This is a genomic window from Photorhabdus antumapuensis (assembly GCF_020387775.1).
Taxonomy (GTDB): Bacteria; Pseudomonadota; Gammaproteobacteria; order Enterobacterales; family Enterobacteriaceae; genus Photorhabdus; species Photorhabdus antumapuensis.
The window spans coordinates 46,015-70,989 of sequence record NZ_JAHZMK010000043.1; the positions used below are offsets into that span (position 1 = coordinate 46,015).

The following is a 24,975-nucleotide window of genomic DNA, read 5'->3' on the forward strand; positions in this document are numbered from 1 at the left end:
GCTTTTATCTTTCACAAAAGCCTATTGTTGAAGAGTAAGTAAAATTCGGATCTTGATCTGGCAACCAAGGTTGCAAATATCTAATTTGGTAATATCTCTGTTGCAATGCATTGAGAGCAGGTATTAATTTTGTTGGAATTGGAGCTAATTTATCCGCATATTTATTTCTGGATAATTTAATCGTACTCAGTGACACTGAAAATTCGGCTGAATTTACCCAAGGTACCAGTTGTCCTGAATCACCTTTTTTCAGTAATAATACCTCAACGGTTTCAATATCACTGTAGCGAGCATTAATATCTGAATCATCCTCATACCAATTATCAGCACTTCGATCACAATAACCATATAATTGCCACTGTAACCAATAAGACTTAGCTTTAGCTGTCTGACTTCGCTCTTCGTCAATAAATTCATTATCTTGATGTTTTAACACTTCAGGTGCCTGCTCATAAGCATGACCATAAACCGCTTCAATTAATTGACGAGTTTCCGCGGGCATACGTATAGCCCCCAGTTCTCTCAACACTCGCATGGTTAACCACAAACGTGCAGGCGAGCGATAAACAGCTTGCGTATTGCGAAAATTATGGCTTAGCCAATCTGATCCAGATTGCTCCCGCCATTCAGGCGCATGGATAAACAATATTGGTGCAGGGCGTGAATCTTTAATACCCGCTCGATAAATACCATCACTATCGCGAGTGTGGCGATGCAAACGCCCGGTTCGCTGGATAAGATCATCAATAGGACAAATATCCGAAATCATGACATCGGCATCAGTATCTAAACTCTCCTGGAATATCTGTGTGGTAATTAATGCTTTGCCCCGCCGCATTTCACCCTGACTATTTTTATCAAAAATAGTCAATACATGATCTTCAATCTCTTTTCGGTGCTGCAATACAAACTGGCTATGAAATAACAGACAACGCTCAGGTTCAGTAAGTAAACTTCGCAATGTCTGATAAGCCTCAATAGCATCATCTATTGTATTTCGTATCCAAACGACACATTGCCCTTGTACAATGGCGGCTAATACTTTTTCAATACAACTGCCAAAGCTATTTAAGAAATCAACTTTGACTTCCCGACTAACATCTTTTCGGCTTGACAACGGTTGTTCAATAATGGGCAAGATGGCATTTAAACTTATTTTTGTTGCTAAAGGAAAATCGGTTTTTTGCAATAATTGAGAATTCAATCCGCCAACATTCAGCCAAATATCCGTTAAACGTTGACGCTGTTTAAAGGTCAATGTTGCTGTCAATAAAACAGCTGAACCGCCCTGATAAAGATGCAGCGCTAATAAATTTTCCAGTAAATTAAACATAAATTCATCAGCCGCATGAACCTCATCAACGATTAATACTTTACGATTAAGCCCAAATAATCTTAATGATTGATAGCGCCTTGGTAATACGGCCAATAAAGCCTGATCAATCGCTCCGATTCCAGCAGGCGCTAACAGCGCCTGCTTACGTGGGTCAGCTAGCCATTGATTACACTGCGCTGAAGCCGCAATATCTGTTTTACCATCGTTTCTATCTGGATGACCTAACGCTAAAACGGGTTCACGAAATTGATTATTTATCCCCCACAGACCATGAGCTAAAACGATATTTGGTTTACTGTCATCCTCTATTGATAGCATTTGCTGGTAATGTTTAGCAATCCGGCTAAATATTGCATTAGAAGATGCCATTGTAGGCAAACCGAAATAAAAACCATCAGCGGCTTTTGCCTGCATCAAACGATGTGTAAGCGCAAGCGCCGCTTCTGTTTTACCTGCCCCAGGAACATCTTCTAAAATAAACAGTTGAGGAGAATCATCTACAGGTATTGATTCGGCCCATTGTTGCAATGGTGTTGCAGCAAAACCGTAATATTCCTGAATGGAAATAAACGGTTTTACCACCGGCGTTCTACCTAAATTTATCGCCATAACCGCTTTTTTTGCCATTGCTTGAGCATGTTTCCAATAATCTGTTAACGGCATAGGTTTAGATTGATACGTAAAATAATGACTATCAGAACCAATCCAATCGGCCAATATTGCAATACCCGCAAACTGCCAGCTCACTTGTTCTAATCGCCGTCGCCACTCTTTGGATTGTAATTTTTCAATGGGAAACTCAGGTTGAAATAATTCAACCAAATGATGTGCAAAGAGTGTGGCGGCATTAAAATTATGAGGTTCAGTAAAATGTTTAATCGCTTTATAGCCTGTTTTATCAACTGGCTGGCCGTGATGCCCTAATACACAATCCATGAATACCATTAAGGTATCAAACATCTCTCGCTGTTCTCTTTGCCCAGTGCCTTCAATATTAACAAGTCTATTAAGTAACTCCGTTTTGATATTTTCCCAGAAATATAATCCTATACGATCATGACAAAAATAACGGCCACCATACTCTTTGGGGCAATCTGGTCGATGCAGACCTACTGCCAAACCGGGAAGTAATTTTTGAAAAGCAGATGCAAATTTACCAATATCGTGCAAAGCCAATATAAAAGAGACCATGCTGCGTAACTGCTGCGTAGATAACGCTAAAAAGTTAGCAAGATCTCTAGTTAACGATCTTTCTAAAGAGAGTAACTGCATTCCTACCGCAGCAACATCTAAACAATGGTAAGGAAGTAGATGATAATCTGCACTATCAACCTCTAAGACTCGCTTCGCCTTACCCCAATATTGAAAATAAATCGGCATTTCCATCTAAAATCCTTACTTGAACATCTCTTTTACCTATTTTTAGAACATAATGCGAAAATTTAGATCAGAAAAATACTAGTTTCTGTTTTTTTAGGATAATTCTGTATAAAAACCAATTACCTAAACAGAAGAATTTTTGACCTACCCATCTGAACATAAGCCAGAATTGAAGTAACATCATAGTGCAAGGAGCAGTTTGACCGGGTAGTCAATCTATATTCATCTATTTGATAAATAAAGATAATTATATGTAAGGTCTGTACTCGTTTTATTAAGGGTTCATTTACATTGACAACCCTGCGTATATGATGTCAGGCCAAGATGAGATGAAAGTACTGATGGGTGTTTAGCGATGTCAATTACAATTATTCCACAAATCGCTTTTAATCCTTATCTGTACATACCTAATAGATTTCGAGTTGCAGCGCGGCGGCAAGTGAACGAACCCCCAGGCGCATAGATAACGATGTGACTGGGGTGAGTGAAAGCAGCCAACAAAGCAGCAGCTTGAAAGATGAAGGGTATATAAGATATATATCACCACGCAGATTTACTCACACTATTTAATATTTTTTCAGCACAATCCATGGAAAAGTAAAAAAAATCATTTAGCCAACATATGAAGATGCAATATCTATTGGCACTTTAACATTTGATGATGAAATATCTCTCATCCATAAAAGCTAACTTTCATCATCAATAATATTGTCATAGAAGCGATATTCAGGAACTTTAGCCTCATTAATCCTGCCAATTCTTACTGGCAAATGACCATAAGAATGACATAATAATTTTATATAATTCCAATACTCCCTTTCTGTTTCTATATGCTCTATCAGTGGATCAAAAGCACCATCATAAAATTCAATATTTAATTCTCTATCATCATTACCGACATTAATATTTTCACTATTATTTCCTTGTTGATTAATATACTCTTTATTACCCTTTTCGTCATTCACATTTCCGCGATCTATAATTTCTAACATTTCTTTTATCATATCTAAGCTATGGCAAGCTGTTTGTGGTGAATTATAAAATAAGCCATCATTAAAAATAGCTTCCATCAATTCATAAAATGCGAACGAAGTTGTTCCTTGTATATATTTGATATTTCTATTATCACATATACCAAAACATCTATCATTCAAAATATCCGTATTATTATCATTATAGCCAATCAATATTTGCCTGTCACTGGCAATGACGGGGATATTTTTAATCTCGTGGATATATTCACTGATACTGTAATGCTCTTTATCTCCTTTTCTATAACCTGATGCCATACAAACTGATTCAATATTAAAATATTTTGTTGGGGTATGTTCACGATTAAAATATTCAGACAGTTTCTCATTATCTTTCATATCTTTTCGCTGATATACCCGATGAACCGATGTGATTCTCTGAATACTGATCCAATCAAATATCGGTTCTTCTTGCGAAGGCTTTCTAATCTCTACAATATAAGCAGCGATATCAATTTCCAACCAAGTGCTTAGCATAGCCTGCCACGGTTCTATCGCGAGAAATATATTTGATATTGTCACTCCTTTTTCTATTATGACCTTATTTCTGAAATATTTCAGGAAAAAGAACGGATCATTTTTCCCTAACTGTTCCTGAACTGATAACATCGGTACAGCTATTGTCGTATCGTAATCTGAACGAAATCTCAGAATCGAATCAACACAAATAATTAAAGTACCTTCCATCTTATCCCTCGTTCATTTAAGCTTTTAATATATTAACCACTGTAATGACCGTATATATAATCATCTATTATAGCTATATATCTGAATTTTGCTATTTTTGAACGTCAAATTTATTATTCCAACCACCTACATTACATCAATATTCAAATATAATTACATGATATATTAGGAACACATCAATAAACCCAACATCATATTACTTTTCCCTAAACCTAAAATTATTTTAAATTTTCCCTTGTGAAAATATTTTTAATATTAGATTCAATCTGAAATTATTTAAATCCTCAATCCCTGTTTAAGGCTCTTACAATTTATCCCTATCAATCACAATCAAAACTATAAATTAATTCATTAATTTTATTTATAACAAATAAAAATGCATTTGATCAGCCGCCTCGCATCCATTATTTATTGGTAACGGAAAGCAATTACCTGTAACATACCAAAATGATAATGATTTGCATTTACATTGATAGCATAGCATGAAAATGACCGTTAATGTTTCAGACACTCAACAGATCCAGTGCATGTACGTCCACAATCATGATTGGCTATTTCGTTGGCTTAAGCATCGTCTTAACTGCGATGAAACTGCCGCAGACCTGACCCAAGATACTTTTGTTAAATTACTTCGTTCACCGTTACCACAGCAACTCAATGAACCCCGTGCCTACATCGTCACCATTGCTAAGGGATTGATGGTTAACTGGTGTCGTCGCCGCTCACTTGAACAATCTTATCTGGATTTACTCGTCAGTCTGCCTGAAACGCTTATTCCCGCACCAGAGCAAAAACTTATCATCCTCGAAACACTTCAAGAAATTGATATCATGCTCAGCCAACTCCCCACGCCAGTGCAAACTGTCTTTTTACTTTCCCAGATAGAAGGCATGAAGTACGAAGATATTGCAAATCAGATGAATATTTCGCTGTCTACAGTAAAACGTTATATGAAACAAGGCTTTTATCAATGCCTGATAGCGATGGCATAAGAGGGATTGGTATGGCTTCCACTGATACATCTTCTTCATCAAGTATACCTTCTGAAACGATACTTGCCGAAGCCGCAGAATGGCTGACCATTTTACATGATAGTCATGCCAGCGAAGCTGATCGGAATGCCTGCGCTGCTTGGTGCGCGCAAAGCCCAGAACATGCTCAAGCCTGGGAGCGGGCACAATGTCTGTTAACACGCATCCACCATTTGCCACCGCATATCGCCTCACCTCTGTTAAACAACAAACAGACTCTTTCCCGTCGAGAAGCCATCAGAAAACTTACACTCACGTTGTTAATACCGGCTGGCGCATCATCACTCTTCTGGCAATCTGATCAATTTCAGCTTCTCACTGGCGATTATCACACCAAAACGGGGCAAATCCAGCGCTGGTCACTGCCAGATAGCAGTCAACTGGCGTTAAATACACAAAGCTCAACCGATGTTCGTTATAACGATACCCAACGGCTTATTAGTCTAAAGTTAGGGGAAATTTATATTGAAACCCATAAAGATAGCCGTCATCCGGCTCGCCCATTCAAAGTACAAACCAAACAAGGCGTTATTGTGGCATTGGGCACAAAATTCAGCGTCCGCCAACAAGCCTCACACACTCAGGTGGAAATAGTAGAAGGCGCGGTTCGCATTACACCAAATAACGGTTTGCCACACATACTACATGCTGGAGAAGCAACCCATTTCACTCAATTTGCCGTTGCCCCACAACATCCCCGGTCAGCAACTTCATTGAGCTGGCTAAAAGGTATGATAGTCGCTGATAACCTGCCGCTGGCAACGATGGTTAACGAACTGAACCGCTATCGCTCCGGTGTCATCCGTTGTGATGATACAGTCACTAATTTGCGGGTTTCTGGTGCTTTTCCCATACGGGATACGGATATGGCACTGCATATGCTATTACAAACCTATCCGCTCTCAATGCGCAGCTTGACCCGCTACTGGATTACCCTCTATTCGCCCAGTTAATAAAAATAATCATTTTTACTGACACTTTTTTCAATCTCATACGGCATAGAAATAAAAGAAGCTCAAAAAGTTATGGAGAACTTACCTATGCCATATCATGTTGACTGCCAAGATTCACAACCACGTTGGCAGAAGAAGTCTTTAGTCGCACTGTTACTACCATTAATACTGCTACCGGTACGTCCCCTGTATGCCACCACACCAGCAGATACACTTTATTCCGTTCATATTCCACCAGGTTCATTAGGCAATTCTTTATCCCACTTTGCAGCTCAAACTAATACGGCGATCTCCTTCGATCCGAATTTAACCAACGGGCTAACAGCGCCTTCATTAAACGGCAGTTTTACTGCACATCAAGGTTTAATCCAACTGCTTACAGGCAGTCATTTACAACTGTCCCAACGTACCGATGGCAGTTACACGCTAGTAAAAATGGCAGAGAATATGACCAACAAGGGTGTAATCGTACTAAACCCCCTTATGGTAGCCGGCAATCGCGGATATTCAGGTAATGAGCCATTACAGTTCGACAGCACTACCATCAAAGGTAAAGATATCGAAAAGTTCGGCGTGATCCATCCCGTTGATATTTTCAAAACAACACCGGGGGTATTATCCGGCGAAGCGCGTAGTTCAGGCAGTCTCGATGTGAATATTCGGGGCCTGCAAGGGCAAGGCCGAGTCCTAACCACTGTTGATGGCGCATCTAACCAGACCGCGCTTTACCGCGGTTATCAAGGTGTCTCCAACCGTTCCTTTATTGATCCCGATTTCATCAGCCGGGTAGATATCAGTAAAGGCCCGACAGGAAAAGGGAGTATGGGCGCCATTGGCGGTACCGTGGAGATAAAAACCATTGAAGCCAGTGATATCCTCCTTGATGGACAAAAGGTAGGGCTGCGCCTGAAAGGAAGCCTGTTGAACAACCATTCCAATCCTGATGATTATCAACGCAATGATTGGGCTTCCCCATCAAAAACCTCTCTTTTCGATGCAAAGAATCGCACCGGGAGTATTGTTTTCGCGATAGCCGAACCTTCCTATGAATTGCTGTTTGGTGCTTCTCAGCGCAAGCGAGGCAATTACCATTCGGGTAAACACGGACCGGGCGCTAAGGAACGTGGCATGCCAGGCTATTTGTGTGAGAGTGATCCACAAGATTGCCTTATTCCACAATTCAGTGAACAGATGGCAGGTTATTCGCTGTACGCAATGGGAGATGCCGTACCTAACACTTCTGAAGATAGCCAGTCATTACTGGGTAAAGGAAAGGTTCGTTTTGGTGATGGTCATGAAATCTCCGCTATCATTAGTCATTACCAAAATCTCTACGGAGAATCCTATGTCGCGGATATGGCAAACCTGAGCCAAACATTTATGATCCTGGAACAGGGACCGCTGACACGGCTCAACATGAACAGGCACAGCCTCAACTATAAATGGGAACCGGCATCAAATCCCTGGATTAATTTGGATATCGGAGTATGGCAAACACGCGTTAACGATCGCCCTCGAACCGCAAATAATACCCTCGGTGATAAAAAATTCATGCGCACAGTTGGGGTGAATTTGAGTAACACCTCATTATTTGCGCTTTCAATGCAAGATATTGAATTGAACTACGGTGCCAACTTTATTCGTGAACGCACTGGTCCAAGCGCGGGTAAATGGAAATATGCCGTTAATCGGGAAGGAGAACGTAAAGAAGGTCGCTTTTTCCTGAACGGAAATTATATGCTTACCGAACGTCTGACCCTAATGGGCGGATGGGATTACAAATCCTATCAGATCGAAGATGACAGTCCAGCACGTCCGGGTAGCTCTTGGTTACCCCAACTCACCTCTGGGAAAGTAAACCATAAGCGAGATCATGCTCATGGCTATTGGATAGGCGCTAAGTTTGAGCTTAATAATGAAACAGCGCTACATACCAAATATGCCTATGCACCACGTTTTCCATCAATGATTGAAGGTATTCGTGGCTACATGATGAGTGTTGACGACCATATAAAACCTGAAATTGCAAAGAATATCGAAGTCGGGCTGACATCACGCTTCCAGAATGTGATTGCTCAAAATGATAGCTTCGATATCAAAATGTCCTACTTTGATAATCGGGTGAAGGATTATATCAGCCGATCATGGATGGATGATTACTGGAGTATGTACATCAGTAATATTAAAGAAGCAAAATTCGCCGGATTGGAATTGGCAAGTGTTTACCATAGCGATCATTTTGATGCGCGTTTGTCGATGAATTACTATACAAAAGTCAGATTCTGTACGGAAAATGAAGGGTGCGTCGCACGTAGCCTCCCTTCAGATTATGCGACTAATCACATTCCTCCTAAATATGCGGTATCACTCGATCTGACACAGCGATTTTTAAATGACAACGTATCTGTCAACGCCAGAGTTTCCCATTATGGTCAAAGATCTGTCCCGGCAGCAAAACCGGGCAGAGGTTCTGCTCCTCTATTGGCACCCATTATCTGGCGGCCTGCAACCGTGGCCGATATCTCTCTGACTGCCCGTATAAATAAGCATGTCGAGTTTGAGTTTGGAGTGGATAATGTGTTCGACAAATATTATATCCAGCCTCTTAGCCTCGGTTATATCCCTTCACCGGGCAGAACGTTTCGTGCCGGTATCACTACTTATTTTTAAATCCATTTATTTTTAAATCCATTCGTTAAGCTGGTGGTATATCCATGATATGCCACTTTCTGGCAAAAGAAGGTAATTAGGGTAAAAACAACATGTCAATATAAATTATTTTCTCTTTTCGTCGGAGTTAATATAATTAAAAAAAATGAAAGATCGACACTGGTTTAAATTATTGCATAAATATAATATGCCACCCGGCATTTTTAATAAAATTAAAGCAACCATAAAATATATTTAAAACCGAAATTCAAATGAAACTTTAAAACAATGAAATAATTTACATGTAATTAATTGTTTTTAAACAACTGTATGTAAAAATATATATCAACACATAGAGCTTTATAATATAAAATCACTTTTCCACAATAATTTAATAATCATAAGTCAATTTCAAATAAAATATCAATAACTCATTGTTTAATAAAACAATCAGGATGTAAACGAAAAGATTAATTCCAAAAACTCAATATTTTTATTATTCAATAAGTATTTATTGAACCTGCAAATTATTTTTAACGAGGATATTTATATGAAAAAAGAGCCAATTAATACATCAAATCCAGATAATATCGAGTTATCTGTTACAAACGAGATAGAAGCCGAAAACTCACCTATCGCGGTGTCTGGCATTGTCTCAGTAACGAACACCTACAACGGTCGACTCGAAGTTTTTGGTGTAAGCACTGATAATGCAGTGTGGCACAATGGACAAACGACACATACAGGCTCTTCCTGGACCGGCTGGACCTCACTTGGCTTAAAGGCGACCAGCAAACCTGCCGTTCACATCAATTCAGACGGGCGATTGGAAGTATTTGTACGTGGTGCCGATAATGCCCTATGGCATAACTGGCAAACCGCCCCCAACGCCGGTTGGTCAGGCTGGCAATCTTTAGGTGGCACGATCACCAGTAACCCTGTGGTATCTGTCAACGCTGATAGCCGGCTTGAAGTCTTTGCCCGCGGCGCCGACAACACACTTTGGCACATCTGGCAAACCGCTCCCCACTCCAATCCGTGGTCAAGCTGGTATTCTCTGGGCCAAGTGATAACCAGTAACCCGGCAGTCCATATCAACTCTGACGGCCGACTGGAAGTTTTTGCCCGCGGTACCGATAACGCACTTTGGCACATCTGGCAAACCGCTCCCAATTCCGGTTATTGGTCAAGCTGGCAGTCATTAGGCGGTACCATCACGAGTGATCCAATGGTCATTTGCACCGTCGATGGTCGGCTTGAGGTTTTCGTACGCGGCAGCGATAACGCACTCTACCACATCTGGCAAACCGCCCCCTATTCCAGTCAGTGGTCTAACTGGGCCTCATTAGGTGGTATTATCACCAGCGCCCCTGCGGTAGCAAAGAACTACGATGGCCGACTTGAAGTCTTTGCGCTCGGCGCCAACAAAAAACTTTCGCTCTACCACATCTGGCAAAATGATACCCATTCCGGTTCATGGCACAACAACTGGGCCTTCTTGGATGGAGGACTCTCTAGCAGCCCAGAAGTCGTGAAAAACTCTAATGGTCAACTTGAGGTCTTTGTACGCGGTGCCGATAACGCACTTTGGCACATCTGGCAAATCGCTCCCGATAAATGGTCTAACTGGACCTCCCTTGGCGGTACCTTAATCGACGCTTCCGTGATCAAATAACTCGGCGGGAATCAGATCCCACAAGGAGAGCGTAATCTTCTGGCACGATGCATTTAAGGAAATCATTCACGCTCTGCATCGGGCCAGTAGTACCTCATTTGCTGGTGTTACCCCAATAGCCAGATGACGAATTGTGTATTTTAATAATGATCATCAGATATTTTGAATGAAAAATAAAATAACTGTGAAAAAAACAGACTTAAAATAGAAAAAATGAAACTTTAAAATAAGAAAATAGTTTATATATAATTAATGTTTTTTATACGTTTGTATTTAAAAATATATATCAACATATAGATCCCAATAATATAAAATCACACTTTCCTAATAATTCAAGAATTATAATTTAACATCAAACAAAATATTACTTATTCATTTTATGAATAAGAATATACAGGATGCAACCGAAAATATTAATGTAAAACCAAATATATTGCTTATTAAATGACTATTTAGTGAGTTTAAAAAATTATGCCTAAAGAGGATATATATATGAAAAAAGAATCTATTAATACACCAGATCCAGACAATACCGAGTCATCTGTTGCAAACAAAGTAGAAATATCCAACGAAATTTCTTGGACCGCATTACCCGGAGTTATCTCAGCAGCAAACAACGCCGATGGTCGGCTTGAGATTTTCGGTGTGAGTACCGACAATGCTGTATGGCACAATTGGCAAACGGTACCAAACAACGGATCTTCCTGGTCTGGCTGGTACTCACTGAATGAAGGAGCAACCAGCAAACCCGCCGTTTACATTAACTCAGACGGCAGATTGGAAGTATTCGTACGTGGCACAGATAATACGCTATGGCATAACTGGCAGACCGCCCCCGGCGCCGGTTGGTCAGGCTGGCAATCTTTAGGTGGTCAGATCACCAGCAACCCAGTGGTATATGCCAACCCCGATGGCCGGCTTGAGGTCTTTGCTCGCGGTTCCGATAACGCTCTCTGGCACATCTGGCAAACCGCACCCCATGCCGGTCCGTGGTCGAGTTGGCAATCACTAAATGGCGTGCTCACCAGTGATCCAGCGGTATATATCAACGCCAGTGGTCTGCTTGAAGTCTTTGCGCGCAGCAACGATTACTCTCTCTGGTACATCAAGCAAACGACTTCTCATACCTACCCCTGGACAAATTGGCAGTCACTGAGTGGTGTGATAACCAGCAATCCGGTGGTAATCAGCAACTCTGACGGCCGGCTTGAGGTTTTTGCACGCGGCTCCGATAACGCTCTCTGGCACATCTGGCAAGTTGCTCCTAATGCAGGTTGGACAAACTGGCAGTCACTGTCCGGTGTCATCACCAGCGACCCAGCAGTACATATCAACGCCGACGGCCGGCTTGAGGTCTTTGCGCAGGGCCCCAATAACGCTCTCTGGCACATCTGGCAGACGGTTGCATCTGGTTCATGGTCTGAATGGGCCTCATTGTCTGGCGTAATTACCAGCGCTCCTGCGGTAGCGAAGAATTCTGACGGCCGGCTTGAAGTTTTTGCACGCGGTGCGGATAACGCCCTCTGGCACATTCAGCAAACTACATCATTATCGTGGTCCGCTTGGGCATCCCTCGGCGGCACCTTAATCGATGTTTCAGCTGTTAAATAATCTAGAAGAATAAGCTTCGTACAAGACATGCGTAATTTTCTGGCCCGATGCATTAGAGAAAATATTCACTGTGCTGCATCGGGCCAGTAGTACCTTATTTGCTGGAATCAACCCAATATTCGACACACAAGCCGGGTATTCACTCGATCTAATTCCCGTTATTTATGATAAAAATATATTTTTCAAATATAAACAAAATGAAACATTAAAACAGGGAAACAATTTATTTATAATTTATTATTTTTGAATTCCTGTATGTAAAAATATATATAAACATCCGGGGTTTTATAATGTAGCATCACATCCACTTAATACTTCACGGACCATAAACCAACATTAAATAAAACATTCATTATCGCTTTAAAGAATAAAGCATGAAAGTGAGAATATTAATTCAAAGAATTCAACACTTTGCTTATTCAATGATTATATAGCGAATCTGAAAAATTATTTCTAACGAGGATATATATGCAAGAAGAATCTATTAATATACCAAAGCCAGATAATGCCGAGTTTTCTGCTACAAATGAGCTAATACAGCTAAAAACCGAAAACTCATCTATCGCGATGTCCAGCATTGCCTCAGTGACTAACAAACCCACTGTTTCTCGTAATTTGGACGGTAGATTGGAAGTATTCGTGCGCGGTGCTGATAACGCGCTCTGGCACATCTGGCAAACCGCGCCCAATTCCGGCTGGTCAGACTGGCAATCTTTAGGGAACACAATTACCAGTAACCCTGCCGTATATGCTAACGCCGATGGTCGCCTTGAAGTCTTTGCCCGCGGTGCTGATAACGCGCTCTGGCACATCTGGCAAACCGCGCCCAATTCCGGCTGGTCAGACTGGCAATCTTTAGGGAGCACAATTACCAGTGACCCTGCCGTATATGTTAACGCCGATGGTCGTCTTGAAGTCTTTGCCCGCGGTACCGATAGCGCGCTCTGGCACATCTGGCAAACCGCTCCCAATTCCGGCTGGTCAGGCTGGCAATCTTTAGGAAGCACAATTACCAGCAACCCTGCCGTATATGCCAACGCCGATGGTCGTCTTGAAATCTTTACCCGCGGTGCCGATAACGCCCTCTGGCACATCTGGCAAACCGCGCCCAATTCCGGCTGGTCAGACTGGCAATCTTTAGGAAACACAATTACCAGCAACCCTGCCGTATATGCCAACGCCGATGGTCGCCTTGAAGTCTTTGCCCGCGGCGCCGATAACGCCCTCTGGCACATCTGGCAAACCGCGCCCAATTCCGGCTGGTCAGACTGGCAATCTTTAAAGAACACAATTACTAGCAACCCTGCCGTATATGCCAACGCCGATGGTCGCCTTGAAGTCTTTGCCCGCGGCGCCGATAACTCCCATAATGCCCTCTGGCACATCTGGCAAACCGCGCCCAATTCCGGCTGGTCAGACTACTGGCAATCTTTAGGGAACGTAATTGCCAGTGACCCTGCCGTATATGCTAACGCCGATGGTCGTCTTGAAGTCTTTGCTCGCAGCGCCGATAAAGCGCTCTGGCACATCTGGCAGAATGTAGCATCCTGTTCATGGTCTAGTTCATGGTCTAGCTGGACATCCCTTGGGGCACCTTGAGCGACGCTTAAACAATGAAATAATCTGTCAAGCTCAGCTCCGCACAAGACATACATAACTTTTTGGCCTGATGCATTAGAGAAAATATTCACTGTGCTGCATCGGGCCAGTAGTCCCTTATTTGCTGGAATTAACCCAATATTCGACACACAAGCCGGGAATTCACTCAAGTTCGCTCCCGTTATTTATAATAAAAATATATTTTTCAAATATAAGCAAAAGGAAACCTTAAAACAGGGAAATAATTTATTTATAATTTATTATTTTTGAATGGCTGTATGTAAAAATACATATAAACACACGAGATTTTATAATGTAGCATCACATCCACTAAGACTTCACGGACCATAAACCAGCATCAAATAAAACATTAATTATTTCTTTAAAGAATAAAGAGTAAAAGTGAGCATATTAATTCAAAGAATTAAATATTTTGCTTATTAAATGACTGTTTAGTGAATCTGAAAAATTATTTCTAACGAGGATATATATGCAAGAAGAACCTATTAACACATCAAATCCAAATAATACCGAACTCCCTATTCCTATTGCAAATGAGGTAGTAATAGAAAACGCGGCAATCGCGTTGTCTGAAATTGTCTCGGTGGTAAACACCTCCGATGGTCGGCTCGAAGTTTTCGGTGTCGGCACTGACAACGCGGTGTGGCACAATCGGCAAACAGAACCACATTCAGGCTCTTCCTGGTCTGGTTGGATCTCACTTAACGGAAACGTAACCAGCAAACCTGTCGTTTATATCAATACAGACGGTCGACTGGAAGTATTCGCACGCGGCACCGATAATGCGCTCTGGAATATCTGGCAAACCGCCGTCAATGCCGGCTGGTCAAACTGGCAATCTTTAGGAGGTTCAATTACTAGTAACCCGGCGGTAGGTGCCAACACCGATGGCCGACTCGAAGTCTTTGCACGTGGCACCGATAACGCTCTCTACCACATCTCACAAACTGCCGCTCATTCCAATCTGTGGTCAAATTGGCAATCTTTGAACGGCGTGATCACCAGCAACCCCGCAGTTCACATCAACTCCGACGGTCGGCTTGAGGTCTTCGCACGTGGTACTGATAACGCTCTCTGGCACATCTGGCAAAACGCTCCCCATTCCAACCAGTGGTCAAATTGGGATTCACTCGGTGGCATCATCACTAGCGATCCTGTCGTCATCGACACCGCTGATGGTCGGCTTGAAGTCTTTGCACGCGGCACTAATAACGCACTCTACCACATCTGGCAAACCGCTCCCCATTCCGGGCCGTGGTCGGGCTGGGCTTCGTTAAATGGCTGGCTCACCAGTGCCCCTTCGGTGGCGAAGAACGCCGATGGACGGCTTCAAGTTTTTGCACGCGGCACCAATAACGCACTCTACCAAATCTGGCAAACGGTTTCCCATTCCGGTCCGTGGTCTAATTGGGCCTCGTTCAATGGCACGATCACCAGCGCACCAACGGCAGTGAAAGACGCCGATGGTCGGCTTGAAGTTTTTGTTCGCGGCACCGATAACGCACTCTGGAACACCAGGCAAGGCACATCATCGTGGTCCGCTTGGGTATCCCTCAATGGCTCCTTAATCGACGCTTCAGCAATCAAATAATCTGGAATGAATCCAGCTTTACACAAGACGAACGTCACCTTCTGGCCCGATACGCTAAGGAAAATATTCACTGCGCTTCATCGGGCCAGTGGTACTTAATTTGCTGATAAAAATCTGATATTCGATACATAAACTCGGTACGGATTCGAACTTGCATATTATCGTTGATGACAAAAGCATATTTTTGTCTATCTGAAACAGACTCTTAGTCGAATATGCCTGGAAAAAAACTTTAAACAGAATAACCTTTTTTAGGTACATAATTAAATCATGATCTGTGTTTATCAATAGCCAGATTACGAATTGTGTGCTTTAATAATTATTCAATAAAATATTTTAAATAAAATTTAAAAAACATGAAAAAAATATATTTAAAATAGAGACCAATGGGGCCTTTAAAATAAAAAACAGTTTATTTAAATTAAATAATTTCGTATAGAAACAACATATAAAAATATGTAACCGCATAATACGAGGCTATATTTATTTAACATTTTACAATTCAACCATTAACAAAAAAACATCCACCATTTATTTCATTAAAAAAATAGGAGACCAGTGAAAACATCAATATATAAATCTGAATGCCTCTCTCATTAAATGATTATTTTATGAATCCGAAAATTTATTTTTAAAGAGAATATACATATGAAAAAAGAACCTATTAAAACGTCAAATCCAGATAATACCGAAGCATATGTTGCAAATGAGATAGAAATCGAGAACTCTGCGATAGCATTATCTGGAATTGTCTCAGTAGCAAACAATGCCGATAATCGACTTGAAGTTTTCGGTGTGAGTGCTGACAGCGCAGTGTGGCACAACTGGCAAACAACACCGCTCCCAAGCTCCTCTTGGGCCGGCTGGAGCAAATTTAACGGAGTAGTTACTAGCAAACCCGCTGTTCATCGTAATTCGGACGGTCGATTGGAAGTATTCGTGCGTGGTACGGATAATGCACTCTGGCACAACTGGCAGACCGCCGCTGATAGCAATACTTGGTCAAGCTGGCAGCCGCTGTATGGAGGTATAACCAGCAACCCAGAGGTATGTATCAACTCTGACGGCCGACTTGAAGTCTTTGCACGCGGCACCGATAACGCGCTATGGCACATCTGGCAAACCGCAGCCCATACCAATTCGTGGTCAAGCTGGAAATCTCTGGGTGGCACACTCACCAGTAACCCGGCTGCACATATCAACGCCGATGGTCGGCTTGAGGTCTTTGCACGTGGTGCCGATAATGCCCTTTGGCACATTTGGCAAACAGCCGCTCACACTGATCAGTGGTCAAGTTGGCAGTCACTAAAAGGTATAATCACTAGCGACCCAGTAGTCATCGACAACTGCGATGGTCGGCTCGAAGTCTTTGCGCGCGGTGCCGACAGTACACTCCGCCACATTTCACAGATCGGTTCTGATTCCGTTTCATGGTCAAACTGGCAATGTTTGGATGGTGTGATCACTAGCGCCCCGGCGGCGGTGAAGAATATCTCTGGTCAGCTCGAAGTCTTTGCACGCGGCGCTGATAACACGCTCTGGCGCACCAGGCAAATTTCTAATAACGGTCCGTGGTCTAACTGGGCCTCATTCACAGGCATTATCGCCAGTGCTCCAACGTTAGCGAAGAATTCAGATGGCCGGATTGAGGTCTTTGTGCTTGGTCTTGATAAGGCACTCTGGCACCTCTGGCAAACCACTTCATCACCGACATCATCGTGGACTACCTGGGCTCTCATCGGCGGTATCACCTTGATCGATGCTTCTGTGATCAAGTAATCAGAAAGAAGTTAGCTTCACACGAGACGATCGTGAGCTGCTGGCCCGGTGCAAACGGAAAATATCCATTGCGTTTCACCGGGCCAGATAGGGGGATAATGGGCTGTACCCAAATTCTGTATCAAGGCTCTTTTATCATCAATATTCGAACATTTAACGATTATTTTTATAAAAAAAGCTATATCTCAACCTACACATTTACAACTGATTAATTCATCCGTCATTACTGTCCCACTTAATCTTCATCATTCAACCGCAATGGTTTATAAATAAATATATAGTGAATGTATATCACAAGTTATAAACTAATCCAGCCACTCAGTCAGCGCTTTCTCTAGTTTATTCAACGCCTGAATATGCTTACCTTTTGACATAAGATCGAGATTGTGTAACTTCCATTTTACTGCCGGTAAATACTGAATTTGGCTCTCTGGAGACAACAGCCAGTCCGGCTTACCACTTTTGAAGGACATCAAAAAGTCATAATCCCTTTGGGTAAACTGTTCCTTAAGTGCTGAAATCATCAATTCAGACACGGAATTAAGGTCTTCCAACAACACACTATTGAATGTCATTCCACTGAATTCATTCACATAGAGTTCAGAAATATCCTTCCATCGAGGATTAAGTACTTCAGACAATGGTCGGGGATGGCTAAGTAAATAGGCGATGAACCCATTAAAGATTGAACGATTTATTCCCTGCACTTCTTGAGAAGTAACAATAATACGCATTTCATTAGGATTATTTGTCTGTAATGCTGCAAAAACCCCCTCTTGTTGTTGGAGTAAAGCGGCAATCCTAGTTAGTGCCGCTCGAACATTGGGTAACGCTAACTCCCTGCTTTCCAACGGTGTATATACCCGTTATCTTTCAAGCTGCCTCTTTGTTGGCTGCACTCACTCACCCCGGTCACATAGTTCTCTATGCTCCCGGGGATTCGCTCCCTTGCCGTCGCGATGCAACTCGAAATCTATTAGGTATAAACCAGATCAATATCAACTGACAAACGGGGAAAATCACGTACAAACAAATTAATCACTGTCCCCCCTTTCAGCGCAAAACAGCTCTCTGTCGCCACCACAGGAAGTATGCTCATCAGCAATACTACTTGTCGGTAATACGGCGAATATTTATCCATGAGATAATCCATTGTTCAAATACTTTTCTGGAACCGTAATCTGATACTGTTTATCCAACTTCCCCCCTAACACGACTTGACGCTTCCCTGCCCCTAAATCAATTTTAGTTTTATCAACACGTTTAGCCCATGCATGAGCATAATAGTCGGTCAAAAAAAGATATAAACGATTAGTTTGGATCGCATGACTGGAATGAAGGAGTATTTCCACTTTACGCGGACTGAGATTAACCAAACCTTGGAAGAGTTCCGCAGCATGTTCAAAAGAAAACGGCACGGGTACAGCATCTAAAACTTCGTAAACTGCTAATTCAGGTATGCTGGCTTTTAGCTGGTTTCCTTTGATTTCAACATCTGTCAGGTATTTCTCATCAAGTAGGGACAACTTCTGATTAGAAAGCAAAAACCAGTCAACATCGGGAAATTCTTTAAACCACTTCGGCAACGCAGCTTTATCTTTCACGCAGAGCCATATCCTTTGCTGCGTTAACTGTAGATAATGAGAACGGCCTTGGTACACCAAACTGGTAAGCCCTGCTAAATGAACCGGGATAGAAAGTTGGTTTTGCAGGCACTGTACAGCATCACTCCATTCAGGCTTGCGTCCTGTCCGTACATACACCCCGGCCCGCAGTTTTTGCAGCCAGTTGCTATTCATGTACTTATTCGCTAGAGAAGGGCTGATGCTGTGTTTTGTTAGCCAGGATTGCAATACTAAGGAGCCCGGCGTAGTGTTTTGCAAAAGCCAGTTTAATTTTGATGACATATATTCACTCCTAGTGTAACAATATCATAAATAGTAAACCATCTAGTGACTAAAGTGTCAATTTTTTGAGCAGTCATTTCATTGATAACATCGTTATATTGTGTTTTTCCCATTACTAACCAGACCAAAATTACAACTAAATTTGCGAATTGCTTCCAGATTTTACTTGTGTAAGTTTAAAGCTTGGTGCGATACCATAACGAAAGAATTGATTCACAAACTTAACTAAGACCACTGCATGATTAATACAGAAACTTTCGACACCCACACGCCCATGATGCAGCAATATCTCCGTCTTAAAGCACAGCATCCTGATATCCTGCTGTTTTACAGAATGGGGGATTTCTATGAGCTATTTTATGACGATGCCAAAAAGGCGGCGAAATTGCTGGACATTTCCCTGACCAAACGAGGTCAATCAGCCGGCAATCCTATCCCTATGGCAGGCGTGCCACATCATGCAGTAGAAAATTACTTAGCTAAGCTGGTTCAATTAGGTGAATCGGTCGCTATCTGTGAGCAAATCGGCGATCCTGCCACCAGCAAAGGCCCGGTTGAACGTAAAGTCGTTCGCATTGTTACTCCCGGTACCGTGACAGATGAAGCACTATTACAGGAACGGCAAGATAATCTGCTAGCGGCTATTTGGTACGATAATCAAGGATTTGGTTATGCCACACTGGATGTGACATCTGGCCGCTTCCAAATATCTGAAATGGCAGAGCTGGAAACGATAGCCGCTGAATTGCAACGTAGCCGTCCTGTTGAATTGCTCTATCCTGAAAGTTTTGAGCATATGGCTCTAATTGAAAATTTTCATGGCCTGCGCCGTCGCCCTTTATGGGAATTTGAACTGGATACAGCAAAGCAGCAACTTAATCTGCAATTTGGTACCCGTGATCTGGTCGGTTTTGGTGTGGAAAAAGCAACTCTCGCTCTGCGTGCCGCAGGTTGCCTGTTGCAATACGTCAAAGATACTCAGCGCACAGCGTTGCCTCACATCCGTGGCATCACGGTGGAACGTCAGCAAGATACGGTTATTATGGATGCGGCAACCCGCCGTAATCTGGAGCTGACACAAAACCTGTCTGGCGGTACAGATAATACCCTCGCCTCCGTTCTTGATCTGTGTGTTACCCCAATGGGTAGCCGAATGTTGAAGCGCTGGTTGCATGCTCCTGTCAGGGACCGCCAGATATTGGAGAACCGTCAACAAGCTATTGCTATCTTGCAGGAAATTGGATTGGAGTTGCAGCCATTTTTGCTACAAATAGGTGATCTCGAACGTGTGCTAGCACGCTTGGCTCTACGCTCTGCTCGGCCGAGGGATCTGGCAAGAATGCGCCATGCATTCCAGCAATTACCGGATATCCATCAAATTATGGACTCCTCAGATTCCCCCTATATCAAGCAATTGCAGAAAAACATCGGCAGGTTTGATGAATTACAAGAATTGCTTGAAAAAGCGATTGTAGAAACACCTCCGGTATTGATTCGGGATGGTGGCGTAATCGCACCGGGTTATAACAGCGAGTTGGATGAGTGGCGCACATTGGCTGATGGTGCCAGTAACTATCTGGAACAACTGGAAATTCGTGAACGGGAAAAACTGGGTCTTGATACTCTGAAAGTCGGCTTTAATGGTGTTCATGGCTACTATATTCAAGTCAGCCGAGGGCAGAGCCATCTGGTGCCAATTCACTATGTCCGCCGTCAGACACTGAAAAATGCTGAGCGTTATATCATCCCCGAGCTAAAAGAATATGAAGATAAAGTACTGACCTCTAAAGGGAAATCTCTGGCAATAGAGAAAGCGCTTTATGAAGAATTATTCGACCTATTACTGCCTCATCTGGCCGAATTACAAACCAGTGCCGAAGCATTGGCTGAGCTTGATGTACTGGCAAATCTGGCAGAACGCGCTGAAACCCTGAATTATGTTTGCCCAACATTGAGTGATAAACCGGGAATTCAAATCACCGGTGGCCGTCATCCGGTTGTCGAGCAAGTTCTGAGTGAGCCATTTATCTCAAACCCACTCTCTTTGTCTTCACAGCGGCGTCTGTTGATTATTACCGGTCCAAACATGGGCGGTAAAAGTACCTATATGCGTCAGGCAGCACTTATTACACTTCTGGCCTATATCGGTAGCTTTGTACCGGCTGAAAAAGCCGTCATCGGCCCAATTGATCGTATATTTACCCGTGTAGGTGCTTCCGATGATCTGGCATCCGGCCGTTCAACCTTTATGGTGGAAATGACAGAAACTGCCAATATCTTGCACAATGCGACAGAACAAAGTTTGGTATTGATGGATGAGATTGGCAGAGGCACATCAACCTACGATGGCCTTTCTCTGGCATGGGCATGTGCAGAAAATCTGGCAAACCGCATTAAAGCAATGACCTTGTTCGCCACTCACTATTTTGAGCTGACCACGTTGCCGGAAAAACTTGAAGGGGTAGTTAATATTCATCTGGATGCGGTAGAACATGGAGATACCATCGCCTTTATGCACAGCGTGCAAGAGGGTGCAGCCAGTAAGAGTTACGGATTGGCTGTGGCTTCCCTCGCTGGCGTTCCACGCGAAGTGATTAAACGAGCGCGTCAGAAACTTAAAGAGCTGGAATCGCTATCCAACCATGCAACAGCAAGTCATGTGGATACACCACAACTTGCACTATTAACGGAAGAGACATCACCGGCGGTTGAAGCATTGGAAAATCTCAATCCAGACTCACTGACTCCACGTCAGGCATTGGAATGGATTTATCGGTTGAAAGACATGGTGTAAGAACGTGCTTGACAAAAACCTTTTACAACCTATATACCGCTTTTTGCAATGTGAAACCCCAGATCTGTGGGTAGATAAAGCAAAACAGCCTGAAAATTTACCTGTGCTACTACGGGATCATCTGTTATGTGAACTGAAAGCAGCACAGAGCGCTATGTATTTGATCCGTAAGTATGCTGTGGATCAGCAAAGTGCGGATACACTTCTGGCATGGTTTAAACCTTATGAAGATTTTGCCTACAAGAAAATTGGCGATCTCAATTCATTAAGAGGTCAAAATCAGGCAACCAAGCAGATCACCGCCAAAGCTAATTCACCCTATAGCCAGGATCTGATTGATAAAATGGTATTGCTGATTAAAGAAGAGTTACATCACTTCTATCAGGTGCTGGAGATCATGGATGCACGCAATATTAGTTATGAAAGTATCAGTGCCAGCCGTTATGCTAAAGGTATGCTTAGCCATATCATCAACCACGAGCCTTATACACTAGTGGATAAACTGATTATCGGCGCTTACATTGAAGCGCGTTCTTGTGAACGTTTCGCCAAACTAGCCCCCCATTTGGATGAAGAACTGAGTAAATTTTATATCTCACTGCTGCGTTCTGAAGCACGTCATTACCAGGACTATCTTTCACTGGCACAATCTATTGCTAATGAAGATATTACCGAGCGGGTGAACTATTTTGGCCGTGTTGAAGCTGAATTAATTCAAAATCCAGATAGAGATTTTAAATTCCACAGTGGCATCCCTGTAATCTAAACTGAATGTAACATTGATTAGAAAAAGGTGAGCTTATACTCACCTTTCAGACCAACGACAAAGCAATTTAAGGTGGTTCAGAATTAGGGACATTGAAATGTGTCAATCAAGCTATTTGCAATCGATGAAAGTGAGACACATCAATATGCTGCTTTACCTGCCATAAATCATAGTCTACCTGCATCCCCATCCAAACTTGAGGTGAACTGCCAATAACAGCAGACAATTTTAGTGCCATTTCTGGCGAAACATCAGACTTGCCAATAACCAAGCGTTGCACAGTTGATGGTGCTACACCTAGTGCCTTAGCCAAGCCTCTGGCGCTCAAATTCAAAGCTTCCATAGCCTCTTTAACCAATATTCCGGGATGCGGGGGGTTATACATCATAGCCATTAGTGGTAATCCTCATAGTTCACAATGTAGACATCACCATCATACAACTCAAAGGTAATTCGCCCATTCCCTGCCACAGTAATAGACCACACGCCATTTCGGTTTCCTGTAAGTGGATGTAAAAAAAAGCCAGGGATATCTACATTTTCAATTTTTACAGCTCTATTCAACACCTCAAGACGGGTAGCAATCTTTGGAGCTTGCATGGCATTAACACCGGCTGTAGAACCTGTTTCGAAAAACTTTTTCAACCCTTTATGTTTAAAACTCTTAATCATATCCGTCTGATAAACGGTGATGCTCGGTACAATTATCATACGCAACATTTTTATACATCAAAGTGAGACTTTAAAACCATCTGTGATTTGGTATGGAATTGCGCTGACAATAAAAGGTAAGACAAATTTAATCTCAATAGGCCGGATATAATGTGGTGTATTGAGATCAATTATATTCAAACGAAAATAAGGGTAGAGCTATCTGGTGACAGTAATGAACTTGTCCCCTTGAAAAGGAAAATTATTGGAAGAGGATAATGAAGTGTCCTAAATTAGTCGACCACTGTAATTTAAATATCAAAAATCTTTGATTGAAATTTACTATCATCATCCCAGACAATTAGAGTCATTCTACAGGGTACTGAAGAACCTGATAATACCAAGCATCAACAATGCAAAAATACGGACAATAGTTCTTCAGAACCCAAGTAGCCAAACTATTCAACAACTAAGTACGGAACAATGCTTCAATATTCAAGCCTTGAGTTTGCATAATATCTTTCAGACGTCGCAACCCTTCGACTTGGATCTGACGTACCCTTTCCCTGGTCAATCCGATCTCTTTGCCCACATCTTCCAAGGTTTCAGCTTCATATCCCAAAAGACCAAAACGACGTGCTAATACTTCACGTTGCTTCGAATTCAACTCAAACAACCATTTGACGATACTCTTTCTCATATCGTCTTCCTGTGTTGTTCCCTCCGGCCCGGTTTCATTCTCATCCGATAAAACATCCAATAACGCTTTATCAGAATCACTGCTAATGGGTGTATCAACCGAAATGATACGTTCATTCAATCGCAGCATACGACTTACATCATCAACCGACTTATCCAGTTGTTCCGCTATCTCTTCCGGGCTAGGTTCATGATCCAATTTATGGGCAAGTTCCCTTGCTGTACGCAAGTAGACGTTGAGTTCTTTAACAATATGGATCGGCAACCGAATAGTACGAGTTTGATTCATAATCGCCCGTTCAATGGTTTGCCGAATCCACCATGTTGCATAGGTGGAAAACCTGAACCCGCGCTCCGGGTCAAATTTTTCAACAGCACGGATAAGGCCAAGATTACCTTCTTCAATCAAATCAAGAAGAGCTAAACCTCTGTTACTGTAACGACGGGAAATTTTAACAACCAATCGCAGGTTACTTTCGATCATTCTCTGGCGGGCCAGAACATCACCACGTAATGCCCGCCTTGCAAAAAAAACTTCTTCTTCCGCCGTCAACAAAGGAGAAAAACCAATCTCGCTGAGATAAAGCTGTGTTGCATCAAGAACCCGCTGGTTCGCGCCCTGCAATACATCTAAATCCTTCTCAAGATCAGTTAGATCATCCTCATCGTTCTTCAATAATTTCTCATCGAAGTCGTCAGCTTCAATACCACTTTCATCTAAATCCGCATCATCATACAACTCGTTAACTTTCAGCGTATTTTGGCTCATAAGCTGCCCCTACCCATGATAATGCAGGCAGAATTCAGCATTCTGC

At 42.5% G+C, this 24,975-nt stretch carries 16 protein-coding genes and 2 pseudogenes; 10 read left to right on the top strand and 8 right to left on the bottom strand.

From position 1 onward, the window contains the following. Positions 1-4 precede the first annotated feature (4 nt). Both cas3 and KZ793_RS16510 read right to left on the bottom strand, forming a co-directional pair. Complete coding sequence (cas3, locus tag KZ793_RS16505; RefSeq protein WP_225816332.1) at positions 5-2,722, bottom strand: CRISPR-associated helicase Cas3'; 2,718 nt, start codon at positions 2,720-2,722, stop codon at positions 5-7. Positions 2,723-3,402: 680 nt separating this feature from the next. Next, positions 3,403-4,434 (bottom strand): hypothetical protein, encoded by a 1,032-nt coding sequence (locus tag KZ793_RS16510; protein WP_225816333.1) that lies wholly within the window; start codon positions 4,432-4,434, stop codon positions 3,403-3,405. 482 nt (positions 4,435-4,916) lie between these two features. On the opposite strand from KZ793_RS16510, the gene KZ793_RS16515 reads away from it, so the two are divergent. The 8 genes from KZ793_RS16515 (at position 4,917) to KZ793_RS16550 (ending at position 17,343) form a co-directional block, all read left to right on the top strand. Beyond that, the gene (locus KZ793_RS16515; RefSeq protein WP_225816334.1) at positions 4,917-5,426 is read left to right on the top strand and encodes a sigma-70 family RNA polymerase sigma factor; all 510 of its coding nucleotides are present in this window, start codon (positions 4,917-4,919) and stop codon (positions 5,424-5,426) included. Beyond that, a complete protein-coding gene (locus KZ793_RS16520; RefSeq protein WP_225816335.1) occupies positions 5,405-6,418 on the top strand; it encodes a FecR domain-containing protein in 1,014 nt (337 codons plus the stop codon). Before KZ793_RS16515 ends, KZ793_RS16520 begins: the two co-directional genes overlap by 22 nt. An 87-nt stretch (positions 6,419-6,505) precedes the next feature. Beyond that, complete coding sequence (locus KZ793_RS16525) at positions 6,506-9,088, top strand: TonB-dependent receptor (RefSeq protein WP_225816336.1); 2,583 nt, start codon at positions 6,506-6,508, stop codon at positions 9,086-9,088. 529 nt (positions 9,089-9,617) lie between these two features. Beyond that, a complete protein-coding gene (locus KZ793_RS16530; protein ID WP_225816337.1) occupies positions 9,618-10,742 on the top strand; it encodes a hypothetical protein in 1,125 nt (374 codons plus the stop codon). Positions 10,743-11,234: 492 nt separating this feature from the next. Further along, positions 11,235-12,353, top strand: a complete 1,119-nt coding sequence (locus KZ793_RS16535; protein ID WP_225816338.1) for a hypothetical protein — start codon at positions 11,235-11,237, stop codon at positions 12,351-12,353. Positions 12,354-12,821: 468 nt separating this feature from the next. Beyond that, positions 12,822-13,952 carry a hypothetical protein gene (locus tag KZ793_RS16540; RefSeq protein WP_225816339.1) on the top strand — a complete coding sequence of 377 codons (1,131 nt, stop codon included), beginning with the start codon at positions 12,822-12,824 and terminating at the stop codon, positions 13,950-13,952. A 490-nt stretch (positions 13,953-14,442) separates the two neighbouring features. After that, the gene (locus tag KZ793_RS16545; RefSeq protein ID WP_225816340.1) at positions 14,443-15,564 is read left to right on the top strand and encodes a hypothetical protein; all 1,122 of its coding nucleotides are present in this window, start codon (positions 14,443-14,445) and stop codon (positions 15,562-15,564) included. A 648-nt stretch (positions 15,565-16,212) separates the two neighbouring features. Then, a complete protein-coding gene (locus KZ793_RS16550) occupies positions 16,213-17,343 on the top strand; it encodes a hypothetical protein (RefSeq protein ID WP_225816341.1) in 1,131 nt (376 codons plus the stop codon). A 305-nt stretch (positions 17,344-17,648) separates the two neighbouring features. On the opposite strand, the pseudogene KZ793_RS16555 reads toward KZ793_RS16550, so the two are convergent. The 3 genes and pseudogenes from KZ793_RS16555 to KZ793_RS16565 form a co-directional block, all read right to left on the bottom strand. Further along, positions 17,649-18,208, bottom strand: a pseudogene (locus KZ793_RS16555) (hypothetical protein); the annotation flags it as partial. Positions 18,209-18,331: 123 nt separating this feature from the next. After that, positions 18,332-18,484, bottom strand: a pseudogene (locus KZ793_RS16560) (nucleotidyl transferase AbiEii/AbiGii toxin family protein); the annotation flags it as partial. Then, the gene (locus KZ793_RS16565) at positions 18,477-19,250 is read right to left on the bottom strand and encodes a type IV toxin-antitoxin system AbiEi family antitoxin (protein WP_225816342.1); all 774 of its coding nucleotides are present in this window, start codon (positions 19,248-19,250) and stop codon (positions 18,477-18,479) included. The gene KZ793_RS16565 and the pseudogene KZ793_RS16560, both read right to left, overlap by 8 nt. Before the next feature lie 238 nt (positions 19,251-19,488). On the opposite strand from KZ793_RS16565, the gene mutS reads away from it, so the two are divergent. Beyond that, complete coding sequence (gene mutS / locus KZ793_RS16570; RefSeq protein ID WP_225816343.1) at positions 19,489-22,044, top strand: DNA mismatch repair protein MutS; 2,556 nt, start codon at positions 19,489-19,491, stop codon at positions 22,042-22,044. A 4-nt stretch (positions 22,045-22,048) separates the two neighbouring features. Next, positions 22,049-22,810, top strand: coding sequence for a tRNA isopentenyl-2-thiomethyl-A-37 hydroxylase MiaE (gene miaE / locus KZ793_RS16575; protein ID WP_225816344.1), 762 nt, complete (start codon positions 22,049-22,051; stop codon positions 22,808-22,810). Between the two features lie 106 nt (positions 22,811-22,916). Here miaE and KZ793_RS16580 read toward each other — a convergent pair whose 3' ends face one another. From KZ793_RS16580 to rpoS, 3 genes are all read right to left on the bottom strand, one after another. Beyond that, positions 22,917-23,204 carry a HigA family addiction module antitoxin gene (locus tag KZ793_RS16580; protein WP_225816345.1) on the bottom strand — a complete coding sequence of 96 codons (288 nt, stop codon included), beginning with the start codon at positions 23,202-23,204 and terminating at the stop codon, positions 22,917-22,919. After that, positions 23,204-23,482, bottom strand: coding sequence for a type II toxin-antitoxin system RelE/ParE family toxin (locus KZ793_RS16585; protein WP_225816366.1), 279 nt, complete (start codon positions 23,480-23,482; stop codon positions 23,204-23,206). Before KZ793_RS16585 ends, KZ793_RS16580 begins: the two co-directional genes overlap by 1 nt. Before the next feature lie 448 nt (positions 23,483-23,930). Continuing rightward, a complete protein-coding gene (gene rpoS / locus KZ793_RS16590) occupies positions 23,931-24,929 on the bottom strand; it encodes an RNA polymerase sigma factor RpoS (RefSeq protein ID WP_225816346.1) in 999 nt (332 codons plus the stop codon). Positions 24,930-24,975 lie beyond the last annotated feature (46 nt).